General features: G+C 46.5%; 23 protein-coding genes. 5 read left to right on the forward strand and 18 right to left on the reverse strand.

Features of this window, described 5'->3' with window-relative positions; all coding sequences use genetic code 11:
- Positions 1 to 5: 5 nt before the first annotated feature.
- The 16 genes from atpE to H735_RS11910 form a co-directional block, all read right to left on the reverse strand.
- On the reverse strand, positions 6 to 263 hold the full coding sequence (gene atpE / locus H735_RS11840) for a F0F1 ATP synthase subunit C (RefSeq protein WP_005372317.1): 258 nt from the start codon (positions 261 to 263) through the stop codon (positions 6 to 8).
- 55 nt (positions 264 to 318) lie between these two features.
- Complete coding sequence (atpB, locus tag H735_RS11845) at positions 319 to 1,131, reverse strand: F0F1 ATP synthase subunit A (RefSeq protein ID WP_020195196.1); 813 nt, start codon at positions 1,129 to 1,131, stop codon at positions 319 to 321.
- Between the two features lie 8 nt (positions 1,132 to 1,139).
- Positions 1,140 to 1,529, reverse strand: coding sequence for a F0F1 ATP synthase subunit I (locus H735_RS11850; protein ID WP_005440813.1), 390 nt, complete (start codon positions 1,527 to 1,529; stop codon positions 1,140 to 1,142).
- Positions 1,530 to 1,718: 189 nt separating this feature from the next.
- The gene (locus H735_RS11855) at positions 1,719 to 2,600 is read right to left on the reverse strand and encodes a ParB/RepB/Spo0J family partition protein (protein ID WP_020195197.1); all 882 of its coding nucleotides are present in this window, start codon (positions 2,598 to 2,600) and stop codon (positions 1,719 to 1,721) included.
- Positions 2,601 to 2,625: 25 nt separating this feature from the next.
- The gene (locus tag H735_RS11860; RefSeq protein ID WP_005440815.1) at positions 2,626 to 3,399 is read right to left on the reverse strand and encodes a ParA family protein; all 774 of its coding nucleotides are present in this window, start codon (positions 3,397 to 3,399) and stop codon (positions 2,626 to 2,628) included.
- A gap of 10 nt (positions 3,400 to 3,409) precedes the next feature.
- The gene (rsmG, locus tag H735_RS11865) at positions 3,410 to 4,045 is read right to left on the reverse strand and encodes a 16S rRNA (guanine(527)-N(7))-methyltransferase RsmG (RefSeq protein ID WP_020195198.1); all 636 of its coding nucleotides are present in this window, start codon (positions 4,043 to 4,045) and stop codon (positions 3,410 to 3,412) included.
- Positions 4,045 to 5,940, reverse strand: a complete 1,896-nt coding sequence (gene mnmG / locus H735_RS11870; RefSeq protein ID WP_005440822.1) for a tRNA uridine-5-carboxymethylaminomethyl(34) synthesis enzyme MnmG — start codon at positions 5,938 to 5,940, stop codon at positions 4,045 to 4,047. Before mnmG ends, rsmG begins: the two co-directional genes overlap by 1 nt.
- A gap of 469 nt (positions 5,941 to 6,409) precedes the next feature.
- On the reverse strand, positions 6,410 to 6,850 hold the full coding sequence (mioC, locus tag H735_RS11875; RefSeq protein WP_005440825.1) for an FMN-binding protein MioC: 441 nt from the start codon (positions 6,848 to 6,850) through the stop codon (positions 6,410 to 6,412).
- A gap of 103 nt (positions 6,851 to 6,953) precedes the next feature.
- Positions 6,954 to 8,315 (reverse strand): tRNA uridine-5-carboxymethylaminomethyl(34) synthesis GTPase MnmE, encoded by a 1,362-nt coding sequence (gene mnmE, locus H735_RS11880; RefSeq protein ID WP_005440826.1) that lies wholly within the window; start codon positions 8,313 to 8,315, stop codon positions 6,954 to 6,956.
- 133 nt (positions 8,316 to 8,448) lie between these two features.
- Complete coding sequence (gene yidC / locus H735_RS11885; RefSeq protein WP_009708036.1) at positions 8,449 to 10,071, reverse strand: membrane protein insertase YidC; 1,623 nt, start codon at positions 10,069 to 10,071, stop codon at positions 8,449 to 8,451.
- Positions 10,072 to 10,073: 2 nt separating this feature from the next.
- Positions 10,074 to 10,331, reverse strand: a complete 258-nt coding sequence (gene yidD / locus H735_RS30010; protein ID WP_078608021.1) for a membrane protein insertion efficiency factor YidD — start codon at positions 10,329 to 10,331, stop codon at positions 10,074 to 10,076.
- On the reverse strand, positions 10,298 to 10,621 hold the full coding sequence (gene rnpA / locus H735_RS11890; RefSeq protein ID WP_009699098.1) for a ribonuclease P protein component: 324 nt from the start codon (positions 10,619 to 10,621) through the stop codon (positions 10,298 to 10,300). Before rnpA ends, yidD begins: the two co-directional genes overlap by 34 nt.
- Before the next feature lie 46 nt (positions 10,622 to 10,667).
- On the reverse strand, positions 10,668 to 10,802 hold the full coding sequence (gene rpmH / locus H735_RS11895; RefSeq protein WP_005378825.1) for a 50S ribosomal protein L34: 135 nt from the start codon (positions 10,800 to 10,802) through the stop codon (positions 10,668 to 10,670).
- Positions 10,803 to 11,044: 242 nt separating this feature from the next.
- Entirely contained in the window at positions 11,045 to 11,782 is a 738-nt protein-coding gene (locus H735_RS11900; RefSeq protein WP_020195199.1) for an amino acid ABC transporter ATP-binding protein, read from the reverse strand.
- Positions 11,779 to 12,450, reverse strand: a complete 672-nt coding sequence (locus H735_RS11905; RefSeq protein ID WP_005440833.1) for an amino acid ABC transporter permease — start codon at positions 12,448 to 12,450, stop codon at positions 11,779 to 11,781. Before H735_RS11905 ends, H735_RS11900 begins: the two co-directional genes overlap by 4 nt.
- 105 nt (positions 12,451 to 12,555) lie before the next feature.
- Positions 12,556 to 13,302: an amino acid ABC transporter substrate-binding protein gene (locus tag H735_RS11910; protein ID WP_020195200.1), complete on the reverse strand. Its 747-nt coding sequence runs from the start codon at positions 13,300 to 13,302 to the stop codon at positions 12,556 to 12,558.
- Between the two features lie 430 nt (positions 13,303 to 13,732).
- On the opposite strand from H735_RS11910, the gene dnaA reads away from it, so the two are divergent.
- From dnaA to H735_RS11935, 5 genes are all read left to right on the forward strand, one after another.
- Positions 13,733 to 15,139 (forward strand): chromosomal replication initiator protein DnaA, encoded by a 1,407-nt coding sequence (dnaA, locus tag H735_RS11915; RefSeq protein ID WP_005440837.1) that lies wholly within the window; start codon positions 13,733 to 13,735, stop codon positions 15,137 to 15,139.
- Positions 15,140 to 15,202: 63 nt separating this feature from the next.
- Positions 15,203 to 16,303 carry a DNA polymerase III subunit beta gene (gene dnaN, locus H735_RS11920; RefSeq protein WP_005440839.1) on the forward strand — a complete coding sequence of 367 codons (1,101 nt, stop codon included), beginning with the start codon at positions 15,203 to 15,205 and terminating at the stop codon, positions 16,301 to 16,303.
- Positions 16,304 to 16,312: 9 nt separating this feature from the next.
- On the forward strand, positions 16,313 to 17,392 hold the full coding sequence (gene recF, locus H735_RS11925) for a DNA replication/repair protein RecF (protein WP_005440847.1): 1,080 nt from the start codon (positions 16,313 to 16,315) through the stop codon (positions 17,390 to 17,392).
- A 13-nt stretch (positions 17,393 to 17,405) separates the two neighbouring features.
- Positions 17,406 to 19,823, forward strand: a complete 2,418-nt coding sequence (gene gyrB, locus H735_RS11930; protein ID WP_005440849.1) for a DNA topoisomerase (ATP-hydrolyzing) subunit B — start codon at positions 17,406 to 17,408, stop codon at positions 19,821 to 19,823.
- A 467-nt stretch (positions 19,824 to 20,290) separates the two neighbouring features.
- Positions 20,291 to 20,728: an Hsp20 family protein gene (locus H735_RS11935; protein WP_020195202.1), complete on the forward strand. Its 438-nt coding sequence runs from the start codon at positions 20,291 to 20,293 to the stop codon at positions 20,726 to 20,728.
- 125 nt (positions 20,729 to 20,853) lie between these two features.
- Here the strand turns inward: H735_RS11935 and H735_RS11940 are convergent, their stop codons facing one another.
- Together H735_RS11940 and H735_RS11945 are read right to left on the reverse strand one after the other, a co-directional pair.
- Positions 20,854 to 22,107: a valine--pyruvate transaminase gene (locus H735_RS11940; protein ID WP_020195203.1), complete on the reverse strand. Its 1,254-nt coding sequence runs from the start codon at positions 22,105 to 22,107 to the stop codon at positions 20,854 to 20,856.
- Between the two features lie 229 nt (positions 22,108 to 22,336).
- Positions 22,337 to 24,421, reverse strand: coding sequence for an alpha-amylase (locus H735_RS11945; RefSeq protein WP_020195204.1), 2,085 nt, complete (start codon positions 24,419 to 24,421; stop codon positions 22,337 to 22,339).
- Positions 24,422 to 24,556 lie beyond the last annotated feature (135 nt).

The raw sequence follows: 24,556 nt of genomic DNA on the forward strand, positions 1-24,556 counted from the left end.
GTTAATTAGCCTGCTAGTTGACCCACAAATGGGTTTGCGAAAGTGAATAGTAGCGCGATTACGATACCGATCATTGGAACCGCATCAAGTAGACCTGCGATGATGAACATCTTAACTTGTAGCATAGGAGCCATTTCTGGTTGACGTGCTGCACCTTCTAGGAATTTACCACCTAGTAGTGCGAAACCAATCGCTGTACCAAGAGAAGCAAGACCGACGATAATACCTACGGCGATTGCAGAAAAGCTCAGTAAAGTTTCCATTACTATCTCCAATTTATAGTTGTTGGCTTAGTGCCCAAATAAAAAGCTTAAAAAATTAATGATCAGCGTCTTCGTGTGCCATTGACAGGTAAACAATTGTCAACATCATGAATACGAAGGCTTGAATCGTAATAACCAAGATATGGAAGATTGCCCACGGTAGTGAACCCATCCATTGTAAGTACCATGGTAGCATTGCCGCACAAAGAATGAATACAACCTCACCCGCGAACATGTTACCGAATAGACGCATACCAAGAGAAAGAGGCTTCGCTAGTAGCGATACCACTTCGATCAGTAGGTTAAACGGAATCATTAGTGGGTGATTGAATGGATGTAGTGCAAGTTCTTTTGCGAATCCACCTAGACCTTTCACTTTGATGCTGTAGTAAATCATCAATGCGAAAACGCCTAGAGCCATAGCCATGGTGATATTCACATCAGCAGACGGTACAACCTTAAGATAAGGGATACCTAGCCAATGCTCTGCTGGGTAAGGTAAGAAGTCGATCGGGACTAAGTCCATCACGTTCATCAAAAATACCCAACAAAAGATAGTCAGTGCTAAAGGCGCGATCAGTGGGTTGCGTCCATGGAACGTGTCTTTGACGTTTTCCGCGACAAATTCAACGATCATTTCTACAGCACACTGAAGCTTACCCGGTACACCCGCTGTTGTTCCCTTCGCTACTTTGTAAAAAATTCCGAGGAAGATTAAACCAGTAAACCAAGAAAAAAACAGGCTATCGATATGTACGTTCCAGAAACTTGCTTCATCCGCTACCAAGCCTAACTTAGCTAAAGAAAGGTTTGATAAGTGGTGGGCAATGTAACCGGACGATGTTAGCGCTTCACCTGGCGCAGCCATAACTCATCCTATTTTTTGTTGTTAATGAATAGCACTGGTGCACAGATATTAATACCTAGTACCAGCAAATAGGTTAGTTTGAGGGGAACAAGTTCCACCTGCATATACATGTAGGCTACGTAGAACAACACAACCGTGATGAGGATTTTCAGAACTTCGCCTGTATAGAAAGACGCCGCGATACGCTTGGCAGCGCGAGCCCCACTAAACATAAAAGCACATAGCGCAAAGACAGCATTGGCAACAACAAAGATGCCTCCACCTACCAGCGCTGAAATTCCCCATTCAGGATTCACGGCTATCGCCATTCCTGCAGCCACAAAAATAACCGCGCCAGACTGGATCATTAACAATTGCTTTGCGAGCTCTCGTCCTGGTCTAGCTAACGCAGCTACCATGTATTCGTACCTCTAGTAATATCCACTTTGCACTAAACTCTCTGTGCAGGGAAATTGGCGAAAATTATACGGTGCGAACAATTGAATGCAATTATATTGCATCAAAAACTTACAGTTTTGTTTACAATCCGACAACTTTCACACAAAATTCGATTATTTTAATTAATTGACCTAAATCAATTATCTCATTTAGGCCTCTAGCTTGGCAATCAGTTGATCCAATTTGTGAGGCTCATCAAGACTTATCGTCACTTTCGCTTTGCCGTTTGCAGAACGGACCAAAGAAACCTTAGCATCAAGCAGTTGACTCAATTTATGCGACATTTGCTCCGCTTCGGTATCTTCTTGTTGAGCTTTTTGCTCATTTTGTGGGGCTAAGCACTTTTTTACTAACTGTTCGGTTTGGCGAACGGTCATTTGCTTCTTAGCCACTTGTAGAGCCACTTCAACCTGCTGCTCGCCTTCCAAGGCTAACAGAGCTCGAGCATGACCCATTTCTAATTTTTTGTCTGCAACCAGACCTTTTACATCAATTTCTAACTGATTTAGACGTAATAGGTTACTAACTGTGGTTCTTGATTTGCCAATCACATCGGCCACTTGCTGATGCGTTAGCGTGAATTCATCCTGTAGACGCTCAAGCGCTTGAGCTTCTTCAATCACATTCAAATCTTCACGTTGAATGTTCTCGATAAGTGCCATCGCAATAGCGGCACGGTCTTCGACCTTTTTCACCAAACAAGGTACACGTTTTAGACCGGCTTGCTTTGCTGCACGCCAACGGCGTTCACCAGCGATGATTTCAAACTGGCCACTCGCCACTTGGCGAACCACGATTGGCTGAATGATGCCTTGCGATTGAATTGAAGCTGCGAGTTCTTCTAGCGCTTCTGGCGCCATATCTTTGCGCGGTTGGTAAACACCAGGCTGCAATTGACCAATCGCCAAATCAGTCAGTTCACCGTCTGCCGACAATGCTTGGCTGTGCGATGCAATGTGTTGTTTTTCACGAGCCAACGAACTGGTCGACAACAACGCATCCAGTCCTTTTCCTAGACCACGCTTAGACATAGGAGGAATTCCTTAGGTTAGAGAGTTAAACTGGGATTTCTTCGCGGCGGAGCATTTCGCCCGCTAGAGCAAGATACGCTTTGGCGCCCGCAGAGTACTTGTCATAGTACATTGCAGGTTTACCGTGGCTCGGCGCTTCGGCCAAACGCACATTACGTGGGATCACAGTACGGTAAACTTTACTACCAAAGTGTTTTTTAAGTTGATCGGATACTTCATTAGACAGGCGGTTACGTGGATCGTACATGGTACGCAGTAAACCTTCGATTTTGAGGTTTTCATTGACCACGGCCGCTAACTTGCTGATTGTATCCATAAGAGCAGTTAAACCTTCTAACGCAAAGTATTCACATTGCATCGGCACCAGCACAGAGTCGGCTGCGGCCATAGCATTGATTGTAAGAAGGTTTAGAGAAGGAGGACAATCAATAAAGATGAAATCATAGTTATCGCGAACTGACGCAAGGGCGTTTTTCAGACGCACCTCACGCGCGAATACTTCCATCAGTTTGATTTCTGCAGCAGTGACGTCGCCGTTCGCTGCAATCAGATCGTATTTCCCTGTGGTTTCAGTACAAACCACTTGATCAAACGGGGTATCTTCAACCAGAAGATCATACGCCGTCGCGTCAACCATGTACTTGTCGACGCCACTGGCCATCGTAGCATTGCCTTGAGGGTCGAGATCGATCACCAAAACCTTGCGCTTTGTTGCCGCCATCGAAGCTGCTAAGTTAATGCACGTTGTTGTTTTGCCGACCCCACCTTTCTGGTTGGCGATTGCTACAATTTTACCCACGATTACCTCGCTAATTTTCCTTGCGCGATAAGATTACTAGATGACGATCACCTTCCAACTCAGGAACAGCTAAAGATATGATCTCCGTCACACTACACCATTCAGGAAGCAGATCTATTTCATCTTTAGGGTGAAGACCTTTCAAAGCCAAGAACACCCCAGAATCTTGTTTAGGCAGATGATGACACCATTCCACCATGTCCGTCATTGAAGCAAAAGCTCGACTCAAAACGCCATCAAATTTTTCTTCTGGCTGGAATTCTTCGGCGCGACTTTGAATTGCCGTCACATTTTTCAGCCCTAGCGTGTGCACAACTTGCTTGATAAAGCGGATGCGTTTGCCAAGGCTATCGAGCAAGAAGAAGGTCTTCTCTGGATTCATGATTGCCAATGGAATACCTGGCAAACCTGGTCCTGTGCCAACATCGATAAAACGCTCACCTGGTAAGTGAGTGCTAACGACGATGCTATCAAGGATATGTTTCACTAGCATCTCAAGTGGGTCACGGACCGACGTCAGGTTGTATGCTTTGTTCCACTTGTCGAGCAGTTCGACGTAACCGACTAACTGCTCGCGTTGTTTTTCAGACACTTCCAAATCAGTTTGGGCGATCAGAGCATCCAATCTTGTGCGTAAAGCGCTCATTACTCTTCCTCACCTTTTTTCAGCAAGCCGTGCTTCTTCAGGTGAACAAGCAGAATCGAAATCGCAGCCGGCGTGATACCAGAAATACGTGATGCAATACCAATGCTTTCTGGTTTCGCTTCTGTCAACTTAGCGACTACTTCGTTGGATAGACCTTTCACGTCTTTGTAATCCAAGTCCGCTGGTAGCTTAGTGTGCTCATGGCGCAGTGATTTTTCGATCTCTTCTTGCTGACGCTTGATGTAACCATCGTATTTGACTTGAATTTCAACTTGCTCTGACGCTTGTTGATCTTCGAGAGCAGGAGCAAAAGCATCCAATTGCGTCAATTGTGAGTATGAGATCTCTGGACGACGAAGAAGATCTTCACCGCTTGCTTCACGTGCCATTGGTGTTTTCAATAGCTTGTTCAGCTCATCGATACCTGCAGAATTTGGGTTCATCCACGTCGATTTCAGACGTTGACGCTCGGTTTCCATGTTCTCGATTTTTTCATTGAAGCGTGCCCAACGCACATCATCAATCAAACCAAGTTCACGCGCTTTTTCCGTCAAACGTAGATCTGCATTGTCTTCACGAAGCAACAGACGGTATTCCGCACGAGATGTGAACATGCGGTACGGTTCTTTGGTACCCATGGTCGACAAGTCGTCAATCAATACACCCATATAAGCTTGGTCACGGCGTGGGCTCCAGCCTTCTTTGCCTTGACTGTGCAAACTTGCGTTCAAGCCTGCCATCAAACCTTGTGCTGCCGCTTCTTCGTAGCCAGTTGTACCGTTGATTTGACCCGCAAAGAACAGACCGCTGATGAACTTGGTCTCGTAAGTTTGCTTCAAATCACGTGGGTCGAAGAAATCGTACTCAATCGCGTAACCTGGGCGAACGATGTGTGCGTTTTCAAAACCTTTCATTGAACGAACGATTTGTACTTGCACGTCAAACGGCAAGCTGGTGGAAATACCATTCGGGTATAACTCGTGCGTGGTTAGGCCTTCTGGCTCAATGAAGATTTGGTGACTGTTTTTATCCGCAAAACGCATCACTTTGTCTTCGATAGACGGGCAGTAGCGCGGACCAATACCTTCGATCACGCCTGCGTACATTGGGCTGCGATCAAGGTTATTGCGGATCACATCATGAGTTTGCTCATTGGTGTGAGTAATAAAACATGGGATTTGACGCGGCTGATGCTCACGTTTACCCATGAATGAGAATACTGGTGTTGGGTTGTCACCGTGCTGTGCTTCTAACACAGAGAAATCGACACTGCGAGCATCGATACGTGGTGGTGTACCCGTTTTCAGACGATCCACACGGAATGGAAGTTCACGTAGTCGATCCGCCAATGCGATCGATGGTGGATCCCCAGCGCGACCACCTGAAGAGCTTTCCATACCAATGTGGATCTTACCGCCAAGGAATGTACCTACGGTTAAAACCACAGCTTTTGCATGGAATTTCAGACCCATTTGAGTCACAACGCCAACCACACGATCTTGGTCCACAATCAGATCATCAACCGATTGTTGGAACAGAGTTAGGTTTGGTGCGTTTTCTAGCGCGTTGCGTACGTACGCCTTGTACAATGCACGGTCCGCCTGCGCGCGAGTTGCACGAACTGCTGGACCTTTAGAGGCATTTAGCGTTCGGAATTGAATACCCGCATGGTCAATGGCTTCTGCCATCAGACCGCCCATAGCATCCACTTCTTTTACTAAGTGACCTTTACCGATACCACCAATCGCCGGATTACATGACATCTGGCCTAATGTATCGATGTTATGGGTAAGAAGGAGTGTTTTTTGTCCTGTGCGTGCAGATGCGAGCGCGGCTTCCGTTCCTGCGTGTCCGCCACCGACAACAATGACGTCAAAGTTTTCGTGATAAAGCATGAACTGACCTCAGGTATTCAAAGGATTTAATGGACAGATAAAAAAGAGCGGTATTTTACCTTTTTTCTCTGTGAGAGAGAATCGTTTTCTCGCTTTTCAAATTTTAGTCCCTAAGACTATATATATAAGATCTATATATATGATCTTTTATTGGATCTATTATTAGGATCGACCGTTTCTGTGGATAACTAGAAAATGATCAACAAGATCATGGATCTTCTTTGGATCATATCTTGTGATCATGACTTGATCAGATCGAGGATTTCCTGAGATCAAAATGAGGGGTTATACACAGGGGGTAAAACAGATCAAAGTTGTTCTTGGGATAACTAAAGGAAAGTCACTGGATCTTACCTTACTTATCCACAGATGGTTTGAGTGTTTTTTGAGCGGTTGAACAAAAAGTTTTGTAGGAAGTTATTCACAAAGAGGAGAAACAGAGCCGCGATGCGACTCTGTAAGAGAGGAATTAAGCGGTAAAGCGTGCCAGATTCTCCTTCAACCACACCTCTGCGGCGTCTTCAGGTACATCATGGCTGAGTACATCAATCTTCAAGCAGTCAGTGATAGGCGTTGCACCAATGTCTTCTAACAGGTCATAAGCATGCTGACCTGCTGCGCAGAATGTATCGTAGCTTGAATCTCCAATCGCTATCACCGCGAACTTCACATCGGCCATCTTAGGCGGTGTGTTTTGTAATGCAGCAATAAAAGGTTGGATATTATCTGGGTATTCACCTGCGCCGTGAGTTGAAGTGATCACTAGCCAAGTGCCTTGGTTCTCGATCGATGACAACTCTGGTTGGTTGTGGATCGTCGTTTCTAAACCGTTTTCATTGAGCAGATCACTCAGGTGATCACCTACGTATTCTGCGCCACCTAACGTACTGCCTGTAATAATGTGGATCATGTGTCTTCCTTTATTGAGCCATACTCACGCCTAGGGTAACCACAGTGCGTGAGTACAAAAAGAAACGCGGCGTTAAACTTATGCTTAACACCGCGCGTTTTGATTATTTACCGATACAGAATGAGGAGAAGATTCTGCCGAGGAGGTCATCAGAGCTGAACTCGCCAGTAATCTCATTCAAGTGTTGCTGAGTAATACGCAGCTCTTCTGCCAAGATTTCCCCCGCCATATAGCCTTCAAGCTGTTCTTGGCCGATTTGAAGATGCTGAGCCGCACGTTCTAGCGCATCTAGGTGACGACGACGAGCCATAAAGCCGCCTTCGGTATTGCCTGAGAAGCCCATGCACTCTTTTAAGTGAGTACGCAAAGCATCCACACCTGCGCCTGTTTTTGCTGAGAGGCGAATCAGTGTCGGATCATTTACATGGCAGATCCCCATATCTTCGCCCGTTTGATCCGCTTTGTTGCGGATCACCGTCATGCCAATACTGTTTGGCAAGCGATCAACGAAGTCTGGCCAAATGTCTTTTGGATCCGTTGCGTCGGTTGTGGTGCCATCAACCATAAACAGAACACGGTCTGCTTGGGCGATTTCATCCCATGCACGCTCGATACCGATTTTCTCTACTTCATCAGAAGCATCACGCAGACCAGCGGTATCGATGATGTGTAAAGGCATGCCATCGATATGGATGTGTTCACGCAATACGTCACGCGTAGTACCGGCGATATCCGTAACGATAGCGGATTCTTTGCCAGATAGAGCGTTCAGTAGGCTTGATTTACCAGCATTAGGACGGCCTGCAATTACGACTTTCATGCCTTCACGCATGATCGCGCCTTGGTTGGCTTCTTTACGTACCGCATCTAGGTTATCGATGATCGTTTGTAGGTCACCAGACACTTTACCATCGGCCAAAAAGTCGATTTCTTCTTCTGGAAAGTCAATGGCCGCTTCCACGTAGATGCGTAAGTGGATCAGAGATTCCACCAGCGTTTGGATGCGTTGTGAGAACTGGCCTTGCAATGATTGCAGTGCTGATTTTGCTGCTTCTTCTGAGCTGGCATCGATCAGGTCGGCAATCGCTTCTGCTTGAGTTAGGTCCATCTTGTCGTTTAGGAAGGCACGTTCTGAGAACTCGCCAGGTCGAGCGGCACGTACGCCGTCGATACCCAAGATACGCTTAATCAGCATATCCATTACCACCGGGCCACCGTGACCTTGCAGTTCAAGTACGTCTTCGCCTGTAAACGAATGTGGGTTAGGGAAGTACAGGGCAATGCCTTGGTCTAGCACGGTGCCATCTTCCGCTTGAAATGGCAGATACTCTGCGTAGCGAGGCTTTAGCGTCTTACCTGTGACTTCTAGCGCCACTTGATTGGCCTTAGGGCCAGAAACACGAATAATGCCGACACCACCACGACCGGGTGCGGTAGCCTGAGCGACAATCGTATCTGTAGTCATAATCTTGCCTTTTTAGCTGGGCTATAGGGTTTACACCCCTAGGGAGCCAGAACCAATTAATTAGCTGAATTGTAATCAGCCAAAAACAAAAAGGCGACCTTTTGGCCGCCTTTCTTATGCTTTTCTATCAAGGTTACTTAGTGTGTAAGCCTTTTTTCTCCAGCGCTTTGTAAATCAAAGTTTGCTGGATAAGCGTAACGATGTTCGACACCAACCAGTATAGAACTAGGCCTGATGGGAAGAACAAGAAGAAGAAGGTAAACATAACCGGCATAAAGGTCATGATCTTCTGCTGCATTGGATCCGTTACTGTTGTTGGGCTCATCTTCTGGATTAGGAACATTGACGCACCCATCAGTAGAGGCAGGATGTAGTAAGGGTCCTGCGCTGAAAGGTCATGAATCCAACCGAAGAATGGAGAGTGACGTAGCTCAACCGATTCCATTAGTGCCCAGTAAAGCGCGATGAAGATAGGCATCTGTAGGATAAGAGGTAGACAGCCGCCCAGAGGGTTCACTTTCTCTTTCTTATACAGTTCCATCATCTCTTGGCTCATGCGCTGACGGTCATCACCGATGCGCTCACGCATAGCTTGCAGCTTAGGCTGTAGCATGCGCATTTTCGCCATAGACGTGTATTGCGCTTTCGTTAGTGGGTACATTGCACCACGAACGATGAAGGTCAAACAGATGATTGCCACACCCCAGTTACCCACGAAGCTTTGGATGAAAGCAAGCAATGAGTGAAGTGGTTTAGCGATGAACCATAGCCAGCCGTAGTCCACTACTAGGTCTAGGTTTGGTGCTACTGCAGCCATTTCTTTTTGTAGCTTAGGACCAACCCATAGTGTTGCTTCAAACTTCGCTTGGTCACCCGTTGCGATAGTTTTGTTTGGCATACGTACGCCGATGTCACCTAGGTTACCAATCACGCGAGTGTACAGGTTAGTACCTGGTTCGTTGCGTGGGATCCAAGCTGCAGCGAAGTAGTGTTGGATCATTGCTGCCCAACCTTGGCCATCTGCTAGGTTGATAGACAGGTTACGATCCTGCATATCTTCAAAGCTGTATTTTTTGTAACGAACGTCTTCTGTTGAGTAAGCACCGCCACGGTAAGTCGGCATTGTGATGCTACCACCAGCGTCCATTAGGTTTTGACGCAAGTGAGCGTACATACCAAATGTTGCGTTGTTACCAGAGTTGTTCACAACATCGTATTCCACGTTCAGCGCGTAGCTGCCACGTTTGAATACGTAAGTTTTGATGTATTCGATACCGTTTGCAGTGAATGTCATTGGAACGCGTAGTTCGTCTTGACCGTCAGCTAGAGTAAAGCTGTCTGCGCTCACGTTGTAGTGAGGACGGTTAGTGCTGCTAAGATCGATACCTTGAGGACCCACTAGACCGCTTTGTGCGATGAACTGGTGGCCTTTGGTGTCTTTTAGCAGAACGAATGGGTCTGATGAATCAAGTTCAGCAGCGTATTTGTTCAGGTCGGCATGTACCACATCGCCACCAACGGTGTCGATCGACAGAGTTAAAACATCAGTCGTTACTGTGATAGTTTTTGCAGAAGCTTGCTGTTGGCCAGGAACTGGATCCAAGTCATCAGCAAAAGATGGTGCAGGTAGAGTACTGCTTGATTGAGCCTGTTCAACCGCTTGAGGTGCTGGATTCTTTGCTACTTGCCATTGTTGAAACAGCAAGAAAGAAACCAGTGCCAGAGCGATAAGCAGGATATTACGTTGAGAATCCATCGTTAGTTATCTCTGTCTTGTTTTTGGACTGGTGGAACGGGGTCATACCCCCCTTCATTCAAAGGGTGGCATTTTAATAGACGTTTGCCTGATAACCAACATCCTTTTACAAAACCGTGAGCTCTCAAAGCTTCTAGCGCGTAAGTGGAACAAGTTGGAGTGAACCGGCAACGAGGACCAATCAGAGGGCTGATAAACCAGCGATATAGATTAATGAGCCCAATGGCTATCCACGTGAAGGGCGAGACAGGCGATGCCATAGCTTATCAAACAACTTAAATAATTCCTCATTGCTTAAATCTTGCGCGCTTTTCTTTGCAATCACAACAAAATCTTTATTTGGAAGTTGATGTTGATTGTTACGAAAGCTTTCACGAGCCAAACGCTTAAAGCGGTTACGACCAACAGCTGTTTTGATTTGCTTTTTCGGAACAGCTAAACCTAATCGAGGATGAGAAAGTTTGTTATTGCGTGCAATGATGGTGAAATGAGGCGAGCCAGCTCGATGAGCTTGCTGGAAGACGTTTTGATAATGCTCGGGAGTTAACAAGCGTAACTCCCGATTAAACGCGTACGTGTTCAAAATAAACTAGCGATTATTTTGATAGGCGCGCACGGCCTTTTGCACGACGTGCGTTGATAACTTTACGACCGTTCTTAGTTGCCATGCGAGCACGGAAGCCGTGAGTACGCTTGCGCTTTAGAACTGTAGGTTGAAAAGTGCGTTTCATGATAATTACCTTTACTGATCAGTAGTTTTAGGTTCTTGTTAAACCCGGCGTGGGCATTTTGCTTTCTTTATATAAAGAAGCTCTTTATTAAAGAAGAACAACCGACGCCTCTCAACAAAGAGGCGGAATTGTAATCACACTCACATAATGTGTCAATGACTCATGAGTACGAAATTCCGGCCGGGCGATTATACGTAGTGTGAGTAAAATCTCAAGGATCGATTGATCTTGATGCTTGATCTTTACTCTATTCCAACTTGGTTAAGGAATTTTTTCAAACGAGGATCTTGTGGATTATCGAATATATCTTGTGGAGAACCTTGTTCAACGATGTTGCCTTCGGCCATAAAGATCACTCTATCCGCCACTTCTTTAGCAAATTGCATCTCGTGCGTGACCACTAACATTGTTTGATGTTGATTGGCTAACTTCTTCATTAATGAGAGAACTTCTCCAACCCATTCCGGATCCAACGCAGACGTTGGCTCATCAAAAAGCAGCAGTTCTGGTTGCAGCGCCATCGCTCGGCCGATACCCACACGTTGTTGTTGGCCACCAGACAGAGCCGCTGGATAACTTTCTCCTTTATCGCCAAGGCCGATGTCATCCAGAATTTCTTGAGCACGCTTGAGAGCGTCTTCTTTTTTCCAGCCGCGTACCGTGATCAAGCCTTCTGCGATGTTCTGACGCGCGTTCATATGAGCAAATAGGGCATAGTTTTGAAAAACAAACCCAGTTCGGCGGCGTAGAGCCAATACTTCTGCTTTGGTGTATTTTTGTGTATCGACGGAGATGTCATCGATGGTAATACGACCTTCGTCTGCTTGCTCTAAGAAGTTAACAGTACGTAGAAGTGTCGATTTACCCGTTCCACTTGAGCCAATAATAACGATGATCTCACCTTGCTTGATATCGAGAGCAATACCTTTGAGGACTTCTGTTTCGCCAAAGCGTTTGTGGATATTTTCTAATTTGATCATCGTACGTACGCCTTATTCAATTTTGCCTCTGCCCAAATTTGTACTCGAGTCAGAATCACTACCACACCCCAGTAAATAAGAGCGACGGCAAGGAAAGCTTCGAAGAAGCGGAAGCTTGAAGAAGCTTCCATTTGCGCTTTAGCCATGATTTCAGCCACACCCAGCGTGAAGGCAAGGGAAGTGGACTTAATCATATCGATGAAATAGTTCATAAGAGAAGGCAGTGCGACGCGCGTTGCTTGTGGCAAAATCACCCGACGCATTGCTTGAGGTGTCGTCATCCCCACTGACAAGCTCGCTTCCATCTGACTGCGATCGATACCAATGATGGCGGCGCGAATACTCTCTGCCATATAAGCGGCAAAGTGGAGCGTTAAGCCAATCACTGCCGCGGAGAAGGCATCAATGCCCACCATGAATGGGAAGATTTGCGGTAAGCCGTAGTAGAGCAAAAACAGTTGTACCAAAAGCGGAGTACCACGGAAGAAGCTGATGTAAAGTTGGCTCAATTGGTCGAGAACTGGCAGCTTAAATACGCGAATGTTCGCTAAAATAACGGCTAGAATCAGTGAAAAGACCAATCCCCATGTGGCCATTTCCATGGTTGTGCCAAGATACTTGAGCAGTATCGGCAACAGTTCCAACATGTAATTAAAATCAAATCCCATACGACTTACCTTGAGAAAAGAAAAGGTGGAATACGAAGTTCCACCTTGTCATTGAGTTAAAAAAGGACGCGAGATAAAGCTCTGCGTCCTAAAAGAAGAGAAGTTTTACTTAGTGATGTCGGCACCAAACCATTTCACAGAAATCTTCTCTACTGTTCCGTCGGCACGCATCTCTTCAAGCGCTTTATTCACTTCTGCCTGTAGCTTACGACCTTTTTCGTTATCAACGAATGGCCAAGCGTTTTGAATCGTTTCAAATGGTTCACCCGCAAGTTGTAGCGGTAGACCGGTTTTCTTAATCAGTTCTAATGCAGACAGACGGTCCATAACGAACGCATCAGCACGGCCTAGCGCTACATCGTGCTCAATACCAGTATCGTAAGTCTTGATGTTGATCTTGCCGTCTTTGTCGTAGCTGCGAAGCAACTGCTCAAAGTTAGAGCCTAGGTTAACCGCAACGGTTTTGCCTGCTAGATCTTCCACACTTTGAATACTGTCGTTGCCTTTACGTACCGTGATTTGCGCGCCATCTACCACGTATGGGTCTGCAAACAGGTATTTCGCTTTACGTGCGTCTGTCATGGTGATCTGGTTTGAGATGGTATCAATACGGCCCGTTTCTAGAAGGCCAAACAAACCAGAAAAGTTCGCTGTTACGTATTCGATCTTGTAATCGTTACGTTTACCGATCTCATCCCACATATCCACTTCAAAGCCTTGCAGCTTATCTTGCTTCACAAACGTGAATGGGAAGTAACGGCCAGACATGCCTACTTTTACTTCAGTAGCGGCTTGAACGGTCGCGGCAGACAAAGCGATGGCTGCAACGGCAACCTTAATCCAGTTTTTCATAATACATCTCCATACTTTTATGGTTGGAAATACTACTGTCAGTTAGCTCAATTAAAGAAATAACCAAGTGCAATAACCTAGACCTCAGAGTAATAAGATCTTATTTGGTATAGATAGTAGCCAAGATATAGGGATAAGTGATGAAAAAACGATCGGAAAGAGCAGAAATGACGATCGAAAAAAATCGATGAACCAAAATTCATTCACAGAGTTATCACCAATTGCTCGATCTAGCTGATTTTGCCCAAATGTGGATCAATGTGTGGGCAAATTTGGGGCAAGATGTGTTGATCTCGCTTAGTTGGGCGAAATAATTGTGAATAACTTAGATCTTATTCACTGGATCATCGATCAATTGCTGGCGATCTTGGTTATCAACAGGTAAAATTGCCAGTCTTTTCCGATAATTCAAATACTCAGTGGGGGCACCGTGTCATCTTCGCTTTGGTTGCAATGTTTGCAGCAGCTTCAAGAAGAGCTACCAGCTACAGAATTCAGCATGTGGGTTCGTCCGTTACAAGCGGAGCTCAATGACAATACTCTCACTCTGTTCGCTCCAAACCGCTTTGTTTTGGATTGGGTTCGCGACAAGTACCTGAACAGCATCAATCGTCTACTGCAGGAATACTGCGGTAACGACGTCCCTAGCTTACGCTTTGAAGTGGGCAGTCGCCCAGTTGCAGCTCCTAAGCCGGCACCGACACGTACGCCAGCTGATGTGGCTGCTGAATCTTCAGCACCAGCGCAATTGCAAGCTCGTAAGCCTGTGCATAAAACGTGGGATGACGACGCTCAAGCGATCGCGAACATCAACCACCGCTCAAACGTGAACCCAAAGCACAAGTTCAACAACTTCGTGGAAGGTAAGTCGAACCAACTAGGTTTGGCTGCAGCACGTCAGGTTTCTGATAATCCGGGCGCAGCTTACAACCCGTTGTTCCTATACGGTGGCACTGGCTTAGGTAAAACGCACTTGTTGCATGCCGTGGGCAACGCGATTGTGGATAACAAGCCAAACGCGAAAGTTGTGTACATGCACTCTGAGCGTTTTGTCCAAGACATGGTAAAAGCACTGCAAAACAATGCGATTGAAGAATTCAAACGTTACTACCGCAGTGTTGATGCGCTTCTTATCGATGACATTCAGTTCTTTGCTAATAAAGAGCGTTCACAGGAAGAATTCTTCCATACTTTCAACGCGTTATTGGAAGGTAACCAACAGATCATTCTTACATCAGACCGTTATCCAAAAGAGATCAGCGGTGTGGAAGATCGTCTAAAATCACGTTTTGGTTGGGGTCTAACGGTTGCGATCGAGCCGCCTGAATTAGAAACCCGCGTAGCGATCTTGATGAAGAAAGCGGAAGACCACCAAATCCACCTAGCGGATGAAGTGGCGTTCTTTATTGCCAAGCGTCTACGTTCTAACGTTCGTGAACTGGAAGGTGCACTGAACCGCGTTATTGCAAACGCCAACTTCACTGGTCGTCCAATTACGATTGATTTTGTTCGTGAAGCGCTGCGCGATCTGCTTGCTCTACAAGAAAAGCTTGTAACGATCGACAACATTCAAAAGACGGTCGCGGAATACTACAAGATTAAAGTGGCGGACTTGCTGTCCAAACGCCGCTCTCGCTCGGTTGCTCGTCCTCGCCAATTGGCGATGGCGCTGGCAAAAGAGCTGACCAACCACAGCTTGCCTGAAATTGGTGATGCATTTGGTGGTCGTGACCACACCACGGTGCTGCATGCATGTCGCAAGATTGAGCAGCTGCGTGAAGAGAGCCACGATATTAAAGAAGATTACTCTAACTTGATTCGCACCCTGTCTTCGTAATCGGTTAGAATGACAGTATTCTAAGCAAATCATTAATTGAGCTGACAGCGTAAAGAGCCAAGCATGAAATTTACCATTGAACGTAGTCATTTAATCAAACCGCTACAACAGGTTTCGGGTGCACTAGGTGGCCGACCAACCCTACCAATTCTTGGTAACCTACTGATTAAAGTAGAAGAGAACGTGTTATCCATGACCGCAACCGATTTGGAAGTGGAATTGGTGAGCAAAGTGGCTCTAGAAGGGGATTTTGAAGCGGGCAGCATTACCGTTCCTTCTCGTAAGTTTCTTGATATCTGCCGTGGTCTACCAGATGACTCTATCATCACCTTCGTATTAGAAGGCGATCGTGTACAAGTTCGTTCAGGTCGTAGCCGTTTCTCACTGGCGACGCTTCCAGCGAACGATTTCCCGAACATTGAAGATTGGCAGAGTGAAGTGGAAGTGTCACTGACTCAGTCTGATCTGCGTACGCTGATCGAGAAAACACAATTCTCAATGGCGAACCAAGACGTTCGTTACTACCTCAACGGTATGTTGTTTGAAATCGATGGTACGACGCTACGTAGCGTGGCAACTGACGGTCACCGTATGGCGGTATCTCAAACACAACTCGGTGCAGATTTCGCACAGAAACAAATCATCGTGCCGCGTAAGGGCGTACAAGAACTTGTGAAGCTAATGGACGCACCAGAGCAACCTGTCGTGCTACAAATTGGTAGCTCAAATGTGCGTGCAGAAGTGAACAACTTTATCTTCACTTCTAAGCTTGTTGATGGTCGTTTCCCTGACTATCGCCGCGTAATGCCACAAAGTACGACCAAAACACTAGAAGCAAGCTGTGATGAATTACGCCAAGCGTTTTCTCGTGCAGCGATTCTTTCTAATGAAAAATTCCGTGGTGTTCGTGTAAATCTTGCGGGCAGTGAAATGCGCATTACTGCCAATAACCCAGAGCAAGAAGAAGCAGAAGAAATGCTAGACGTGACCTTTGAAGGTGACGCTATCGAGATCGGCTTCAACGTTAGCTACGTGCTTGATGTGCTTAATACACTGCGTTGCGATAACGTACGTGTGTCGATGTCAGATGCGAACGCAAGTGCGTTGATTGAAAACGCAGACGACGACAGTGCCATGTACGTGGTGATGCCAATTCGTCTATAAGCCATCTGAATGCCACTTTCTCGCCTCATCATTCAGCAGTTTCGAAACATTAAAGCCTGTGATATTGACCTATCAGCAGGCTTTAACTTTCTTATTGGGCCGAACGGCAGCGGTAAAACCAGTGTTCTAGAAGCGATTTACTTGCTCGGACACGGACGCTCTTTCAAGAGTTCGCTGACGGGTCGAGTTATCCAAAATGAGTGTGACGAACTGTTTGTTCATGGTCGTTTTTTGAACTCGGATCAATTTGAGCTACCTATCGGCATTAATAAGCAGCGTGATGGCTCAACAGAGGTTAAAATAGGCGGTCAATCTGGGCAAAAACTGGCACAACTCGCACAAGTTTTACCTTTGCAGTTGATACATCCGGAAGGGTTTGATCTACTAACGGATGGTCCAAAACATCGTCGTGCGTTCATCGACTGGGGTGTGTTTCATACCGAGCCAGCTTTCTATGATGCATGGGGACGCTTCAAGCGTCTTAACAAGCAACGCAATGCACTGCTTAAAACCGCCAGAAGTTATCGCGAACTCAGTTATTGGGATCAAGAGATGGCTCGTTTGGCTGAAAACATCAGTCAATGGCGGGCGCTGTACATCGAACAGATGAAAAGCGTAGCGGAAACCATCTGTCAGACATTTTTGCCAGAATTTGAGATCCAATTAAAGTATTATCGTGGATGGGACAAAGATACCCCTTATCATGAGATACTAGAAAAAAATTTCGAGCGTGATCAGTCGTTGGGATACACCTTTAGTGGTCCGAATAAGGCTGATCTGCGCATTAAAGTGAACGGAACGCCTGTTGAGGACGTTTTGTCACGCGGTCAATTAAAACTCATGGTGTGTGCATTGCGTGTCGCGCAGGGACAACACCTTACCGAAATGACCGGAAAACAATGTATTTACCTAATTGACGACTTTGCGTCGGAATTAGACAGCCAACGTCGCAAGCGTCTTGCTGACTGCTTGAAAGAGACGGGCGCACAAGTATTTGTAAGCTCTATCACTGAAAGCCAAATCGCCGATATGTTGGACGATACGGGCAAATTGTTTCATGTGGAACATGGCAGGATAGAGTCAAACTAGAAGAGAGAAACTCATGTCTGAAAATTACGATTCATCGAGTATTAAGGTACTGAAGGGTCTGGATGCGGTACGTAAGCGTCCAGGTATGTACATCGGCGACACGGACGACGGCACTGGTCTTCACCACATGGTCTTCGAAGTGGTGGATAACTCAATTGATGAAGCGTTGGCAGGTCACTGTAAAGACATCGTTGTGACAATTCATGAGGACAACTCGGTTTCAGTTACGGATGATGGTCGTGGCATTCCAACAGAAATGCACCCAGAAGAAAAAGTATCAGCAGCAGAAGTTATCATGACGGTACTTCACGCTGGTGGTAAGTTCGACGATAACTCATACAAAGTATCGGGCGGTCTTCACGGCGTAGGTGTTTCAGTAGTAAACGCACTGTCTGAAAAAGTGGTTCTGACTATCCACCGCGGCGGTCATATCCATACGCAAACTTACCATCACGGTGAGCCTCAAGCGCCACTAGCAGTAATTGGTGATACTGACCAAACGGGTACACAGATCCGCTTCTGGCCAAGCGCTGAAACCTTCACAAATATCGAATTCCATTACGATATCCTAGCAAAACGTCTACGTGAGCTTTCTTTCCTAAACTCAGGTGTTTCTATCAAGCTGGTTGATGAGCGTGAAGCAGACAAGAGTGACCACTTCATGTTTGAAGGTGGTATTCAAGCGTTCGTTGAGCACCTAAACACCAACAAAACACCAATCATTGAGAAAATCTTCCACTTCGATTTTGAACGTGAAGATGGCATTGCTGTTGAAGTAGCAATGCAATGGAACGATGGCTTCCAAGAGAACATCTACTGTTTCACCAACAACATCCCGCAACGCGATGGTGGTACTCACCTTGCTGGTTTCCGTGCTGCGTTAACGCGTACGCTGAATACCTTTATGGATAAAGAAGGTTTCTCTAAGAAGGCGAAAACAGCAACATCTGGTGATGACGCTCGTGAAGGTCTAACTGCGGTTGTTTCAGTTAAAGTGCCAGATCCTAAGTTCTCTAGCCAAACTAAAGACAAACTGGTTTCTTCTGAAGTGAAGTCTGCGGTTGAATCAGCAATGGGTGAGAAACTGTCTGAGTTCCTGATTGAGAACCCGACAGAAGCGAAGATGGTTTGTTCGAAAATCATCGATGCAGCTCGTGCTCGTGAAGCTGCGCGTAAAGCTCGTGAAATGACTCGTCGTAAAGGCGCACTAGACCTAGCTGGTCTACCAGGCAAACTTGCAGACTGTCAGGAAAAAGATCCAGCACTCTCTGAACTATACATAGTGGAGGGTGATTCGGCAGGCGGCTCCGCAAAACAAGGCCGTAACCGTAAGAACCAAGCAATCCTACCGCTAAAAGGTAAGATTCTTAACGTAGAAAAAGCGCGTTTCGACAAGATGCTATCTTCTCAAGAAGTAGCAACGCTGATCACTGCACTAGGCTGTGGTATCGGTCGTGACGAGTACAACCCGGATAAACTGCGTTACCACAACATCATCATCATGACCGATGCTGACGTCGATGGTTCGCACATCCGTACGCTACTGTTGACCTTCTTCTACCGTCAAATGCCAGAGCTTATTGAGCGTGGCTACGTGTACATCGCTCAGCCGCCGCTTTACAAAGTGAAGAAAGGCAAACAAGAGCAGTACATCAAAGACGAAGACGCGATGAACCAATACCAAGTTGCTTTGGCACTTGATAACGCATCGCTACACGTAAACGCAGAAGCGCCAGCATTGGCAGGTGAAGCGCTAGAGAAGCTAGTTCAGCAATACAACGCAGGTATCAAGCTGGCGGATCGTATGAGCCGTCGTTACCCAAGCGCGCTAGTTCATGAGCTAATCTACACGCCACGTCTAACGGCAGAGCAATGTCACGATGCAGCAGCAGTAGAAGCGTGGACAAAACAGCTAGTTGAACAGCTAAACGCGAAAGAAGTGGGCGCAAGCCAATACAGCTTCGAAGTTGAGCAACACGAAGAGCTAGGTCTAAACCTACCTAAGATCATTGTACGTACTCACGGTGTGACTCATGACTACGCACTTAGCATCGACCTACTGAACTCGAAAGAGTACGGTAAGCTAGCGGATCTATCTGAAGCACTAGACGGCCTGCTAGAAGAAGGCGCTTACATCAAGCGTGGTGAGCGTACTCAGCCAGTATCAAGCTTTGCATCGGCACTTGAGTGGCTAATCAAAGAGTCGCGTCGTGGTCTAAGCCTACAGCGCTACAAAGGTCTAGGTGAGATGAACCCAGATCAGCTTTGGGAAACCACAATGGACCCTGAGACACGTCGCATGATGCAAGTAACAATTGAAGATGCGGTAGGCGCAGACCAATTGTTCACAACGCTAATGGGTGACCAAGTTGAGCCGCGTCGTAACTTCATCGAAGAGAACGCGCTTAAAGTAGCAAACCTAGACGTGTAGTCGTACAGACTCAGTCAAATCATACTAAAAACGCCATCTCGCAAGAGGTGGCGTTTTTTATTGGGTAGAAACGAGATAAAAGAGTCGAGATACGAGAACGGCTGCGCCCTATGAATATGGGAACGCTTCGAGAGGGAGGAACGACCGAGTCGGGGATCTAAAAATATTTTCATCGGAGCCCTTGAAAGCCCATTTTTCGACCTTATATCTAGTTATGAAGAGGGATGGCTAACTTGCTCAACAAGAGAAGAACAGCGCCTCTGGAATCGCTAAACGAGATCGCTCAGGAGAGGATACTCAGTTTTAGCACACAACTTGACCCTAGATTCGACATCATGTCCCCGCACCTAAAGAGTAGGTCAGAGGAATGAATCATCGGATCCCTTAGCTCGGCGTTTTCTTGCATAAATGCGCCACGTGGATGACCCTCATCTGGGCTAAGACTATTGCTTAAAAGAGGATAGATTATGCGTAATGTAGATTTCTCACCACTATACCGTAATGCAATTGGCTTCGACCGTCTGTTTAACCTGATGGAAGCAAGCTCTGCGAAGAACACTTCTGGCGGTTACCCTCCATACAACATCGAGCAAAAAGACGAGCACAACTACCGTATTACTATGGCAGTCGCTGGCTTTGCTGAAGATCAGCTCGATTTGACTCAAAACGAAAACATGTTGATCGTGAAGGGCGAGCGTAAAGCCGAAGAAGGTAAAAACTACGTTTACCAAGGCATCGCAGAACGCGATTTTGAACGTAAATTCCAACTTGCGGATTACGTAAAAGTTGTCGGTGCATCAATGGAAAACGGTCTACTTCATATCGATTTAGTTCGTGAAATTCCAGAAGCAATGCAACCGCGTAAGATTACTATCGGTGGTAACAACCTGATTGAAAACAGCTAATCAGCTGATGAAACTTCAGTTAACCACACGGTTATAGAATGAGAAAGAGTGCCATATGGGCGCTCTTTTTAGTTTAGGGCTTTCAAAGCCGCAATTTCAAAGAGAAGCGGCTGAGTTTAATCGGTTTATTTACCTTCGCGGTAAGCCTTTTCCACTTCTTCTGCGATAATCGCAATGCCTTTTTGCATCATCTCATCGTCTTGAACGTAGTTCATACGCAAGCATTGGTGCGCGTGATCCCACTCGTCTTTCTGACCAATAAAGAAGTATTCACCCGGAACAATCAAGACCCCACGCGCTTTCAAGCGTTGGTAAAGTTCCATTGTCGTAATTGGCAGTTCATCAAACCATAGCCACAAGAAGATAGCGCCCTCTGGTTTGTGGATACGGAAGCGCTCATCGGTAATCGCTTCTTGAAGCAGTTCAACTGCACGCTGCGACTTCTGCCTGTAGAACGGCTTAATCACCTCTGAGCTCAGTTTAAGCAGGTCGCCTTTACCAATAATGTGGTTTGCCAACGCTGGACCAACACTGCCCGGTGCTAGGCTGATGATGCCGTTCATATTGGTCAACGCTTGCGTGATTTCTTCACTCGCAATCACAATGCCACAACGCACGCCCGGCAAGCCAAGTTTAGATAGGCTCATGCATAGGATGGTGTTTTCATTCCAGAACGGTTCGACATCTTCAAAGATGATATTTGGGAACGGCAGACCGTAGGCGTTATCAATGATCAGCGGAATGTTGTTCTCACGTGCTAGCTTGTCCAGCTTACGTACTTCTTCATCTGTCAGTACGTTACCCGTTGGGTTGGTTGGGCGAGAGGCGCAGATTGCCGCAACAGAGTCATCGACGGTGAGCTGCTCAAAATCGACGTGGTATTTAAACAGACCGTTATCTAGCAGCTCGATTTCTGGGTGGTAAGAGACAAAGATATCTTCATCAATGCCTGCATCACCATAGCCGATGTACTCAGGCGCGATAGGCAGTAGCACTTTCTTGTGCGAACCGTCTGGCTGTTTACCTGCCAACAAGTTGAACAAGTAGAAAAAGCCACTTTGGCTGCCGTTAGTTAGGCTGATGTTCTTCTCGGAAATATCCCAGCCGTAAGTTTCACGGAATAACTGAGCCAGCGCTTTAACGAACGCGTCTTTACCCTGCGGGCCATCGTAGTTGGCAAGGGCGGCGACGAGCTCTCCGCTGGCGAGCATTTCCTCACTGGCTTGGCGAAAGTAATCGAGCATGGCAGGAATGGCGGCTGGGTTACCTCCACCGAGCATGATGGCACCTGGTGTGCGCAGACCATCATTCAAATCGTCCATTAACTGCGTGATACCTGAATACTGATTAAATTTTTCACCAAACTTAGAGAACTGCATTTGTCGTTATACCTAATTCATTGTGATTGCTTTATGTGTCTTAACGCCAGTCTTTGACTGGTCAATAGGATAATCCTTGACCTTACCTTAATGTCTATACGACGCAAAGTGTGAATTAAGCCGAAAAAGAAAAAAGTGTGTCATCAGACCAGAGGTACGAGATAAAAAGGCAAAAAGAGCAATAAAAAAGGGAAGCTTATGCTTCCCTTGCTGGTGGAGAGAGTGTGATTTACTCACCGGTGTAAACAATCAGCACCTTATCGTCTTGGTATTGGCGTTCGAATGCGTAGTAACCTTCTTGGTTGCGAGTGATGTGCTTACCTTGAGCAACCGCTGGGTGGCGTTTACGGAATTCCCCCAACTTTTGCCAATGTTGCAGTAGATCTTCACGTTCGCCATGAATCTTATCCCATGGCATATCTGAGCGTGTGCCTTGGTGAGCATCTGAACCAGTAATGCCAAAATCACGAGCTATCTCATCACCGTAATAGATCTGTACTGCACCCGGAGCCAGCATCAGTGCATTCGCTGCACGTGCTTGGTCATCAAAGCTGCGGCTGCGAGCTGACCAGAACAGCTGTGTATCGTGTGAAGACAGGTAGCTCAACACGTTGAACTCAGGATCGGTATTGATGCGCTCTGCATAGCGGCGGTAATCATTATCAAGTTGAGCGAAACACTTCAGAGCTTTTGGTGCCACGTCAGATTGGAACTCGAAGTTAATGATGGAATCGAAGCCGTTATCGAAATACGGGCTCTTCACCACGCTGTGTGCCCATACTTCACCTGTCATCCAGAAAGGTAGGTCATCCAAGGCTTTGTCCGGGTTGTTTTGCTTCCATTGAGCAAGCGCTTGGGTGGTGCTGGCTTTCAACTCTGCCCACGCTTCCATTTCAACGTGTTTGGCTGTGTCAACGCGGAAGCCATCAATGCCATAGTCGCGCACCCAATCGGATAACCACGTAATCAGATGTTCACGTGGGGTTTGCAGCTCATCTTGCGCATTGGTGTCTTTATTGCGGAAGAAGTTTGGTAATCCGGTTTTCTGAGTCGATTCGGTTTTGAGATCCGGTAGGTAGTTCAAAGACATGGTGATGTCGTTGTAGCCTGGAGCATCGTAGTCACCAATGTCAGTGCGGATCCAATCTTTGCCCCACCATTTATCCCACGCTTCGCTATCCCCGTATTTGATGTAGTCGTTGAAGCTGTGCCAGCTTTGTCCTGATTTTGGCTGCCAGTCGGTCCATTTTTCACCAAGGACTTCTTTGGCTTCTTGGTCATCAAGGTAAAGCTGACCAAATCCGAATTCCTGCATGTCTGCTAATGTCGCATAACCTGTGTGGTTCATGACCACATCCCAAATCACGCGGATACCTTTCTTATGGGCAGTATCGACGAAGGTTCTGAGTTCATCTTCGGTACCCATGTTGGCATCAAGCTTGGTCCAATCTTGGTGATAGTAGCCGTGGTAGCCGTAGTGTTTAAAATCGCCTTTATCGCCGCCGCCAACCCAGCCGTGGATTTGTTCCAGTGGTGAAGTTATCCAGATAGCATTGACACCAAGTGATTCGATGTAATCGAGTTTTTTCGTCAGACCCGCTAAGTCACCACCGTGGAAGGTACCAATCTCATATTTTCCATCTTTGCTGCGACCGTAGCTGTTGTCGTTGTCTGGGTTGCCATTGTAGAAGCGGTCGGTCATGACGAAGTACACCGTCGCATTATCCCAGCTGAACGGTTTATCGGCTTGCTGTTCAACCTCTTCTAGTAACAACAGACCTTGACTCATAGGACCCGGCTGCATGGTGACGCTGCCATTGGCGACTGTGGCTTCTTGTCCGGTTAAGGCATCACGAACGACAGTGCTATCATTAAAGGTTTGAGCAACGTTGATGGTTTTTGGCGCGTCAGTTGCGACAGGGCAAGAGTAGGTGATGTCCTGGCTCTGCTTTGGTTTGATTTTGACCGTTAGCTCGTTGGTGGTTGGGTTGAGCGTAAATTGATAGGTATTGGCTTTGAAGATGCGCAGCGGCATTTGTGCATCAGTGGCGCAGTTATCCATTTTTAATGGACGATTGAACTTGATGCGATCTTCTTCTGCTAGGGCAAAGCTACTGCCACAGCTTTGCTTGCTGTCAGCAATGGTAAAGGTGTAACTGCCTTTTTCGAGTTTTTGCTCGGCGACAAGTAAGCCTTGTGAGTTTTCCTCAAAAACAGCGGTGTCATCACCAACGCTTAATACGATGGCATTTTCTGGAATCTGGCTGCAGGCGCTCAGTAGACCGATAGAGAGTGCGAGAATTGTTTTTTTCATTGTGTCCTTCCCCCGAATAAACAGTCCAGTTATAGCAAAACTGTGCCTCTACAATCCGAGCTCTACACCAACAAGTTAAACGCGTCTCACCCTACAAATTTTAGTCTTGTTCACAAAATGAATAATAAGCGTCAC

This window comes from Vibrio owensii CAIM 1854 = LMG 25443 (genome assembly GCF_000817815.1).
In the GTDB taxonomy this organism is placed as follows: domain Bacteria; phylum Pseudomonadota; class Gammaproteobacteria; order Enterobacterales; family Vibrionaceae; genus Vibrio; species Vibrio owensii.

Coding starts and splice junctions, on each gene's coding strand:
- rsmG (WP_020195198.1), bottom strand. CDS start 4,045: ATGAGCGCTTTACGCACAAGATTGGATGCTCTGATCGCCCAAACTGAT.
- recF (WP_005440847.1), top strand. CDS start 16,313: ATGCCACTTTCTCGCCTCATCATTCAGCAGTTTCGAAACATTAAAGCC.
- mnmE (WP_005440826.1), bottom strand. CDS start 8,315: ATGACTACAGATACGATTGTCGCTCAGGCTACCGCACCCGGTCGTGGT.
- dnaN (WP_005440839.1), top strand. CDS start 15,203: ATGAAATTTACCATTGAACGTAGTCATTTAATCAAACCGCTACAACAG.
- H735_RS11945 (WP_020195204.1), bottom strand. CDS start 24,421: ATGAAAAAAACAATTCTCGCACTCTCTATCGGTCTACTGAGCGCCTGC.
- H735_RS11910 (WP_020195200.1), bottom strand. CDS start 13,302: ATGAAAAACTGGATTAAGGTTGCCGTTGCAGCCATCGCTTTGTCTGCC.
- H735_RS11850 (WP_005440813.1), bottom strand. CDS start 1,529: ATGGTAGCTGCGTTAGCTAGACCAGGACGAGAGCTCGCAAAGCAATTG.
- atpE (WP_005372317.1), bottom strand. CDS start 263: ATGGAAACTTTACTGAGCTTTTCTGCAATCGCCGTAGGTATTATCGTC.
- yidC (WP_009708036.1), bottom strand. CDS start 10,071: ATGGATTCTCAACGTAATATCCTGCTTATCGCTCTGGCACTGGTTTCT.
- H735_RS11940 (WP_020195203.1), bottom strand. CDS start 22,107: ATGCAGTTCTCTAAGTTTGGTGAAAAATTTAATCAGTATTCAGGTATC.
- atpB (WP_020195196.1), bottom strand. CDS start 1,131: ATGGCTGCGCCAGGTGAAGCGCTAACATCGTCCGGTTACATTGCCCAC.
- mnmG (WP_005440822.1), bottom strand. CDS start 5,940: ATGCTTTATCACGAAAACTTTGACGTCATTGTTGTCGGTGGCGGACAC.
- H735_RS11905 (WP_005440833.1), bottom strand. CDS start 12,450: ATGGGATTTGATTTTAATTACATGTTGGAACTGTTGCCGATACTGCTC.
- mioC (WP_005440825.1), bottom strand. CDS start 6,850: ATGATCCACATTATTACAGGCAGTACGTTAGGTGGCGCAGAATACGTA.
- yidD (WP_078608021.1), bottom strand. CDS start 10,331: ATGGCATCGCCTGTCTCGCCCTTCACGTGGATAGCCATTGGGCTCATT.
- gyrB (WP_005440849.1), top strand. CDS start 17,406: ATGTCTGAAAATTACGATTCATCGAGTATTAAGGTACTGAAGGGTCTG.
- H735_RS11935 (WP_020195202.1), top strand. CDS start 20,291: ATGCGTAATGTAGATTTCTCACCACTATACCGTAATGCAATTGGCTTC.
- H735_RS11855 (WP_020195197.1), bottom strand. CDS start 2,600: ATGTCTAAGCGTGGTCTAGGAAAAGGACTGGATGCGTTGTTGTCGACC.
- rpmH (WP_005378825.1), bottom strand. CDS start 10,802: ATGAAACGCACTTTTCAACCTACAGTTCTAAAGCGCAAGCGTACTCAC.
- H735_RS11900 (WP_020195199.1), bottom strand. CDS start 11,782: ATGATCAAATTAGAAAATATCCACAAACGCTTTGGCGAAACAGAAGTC.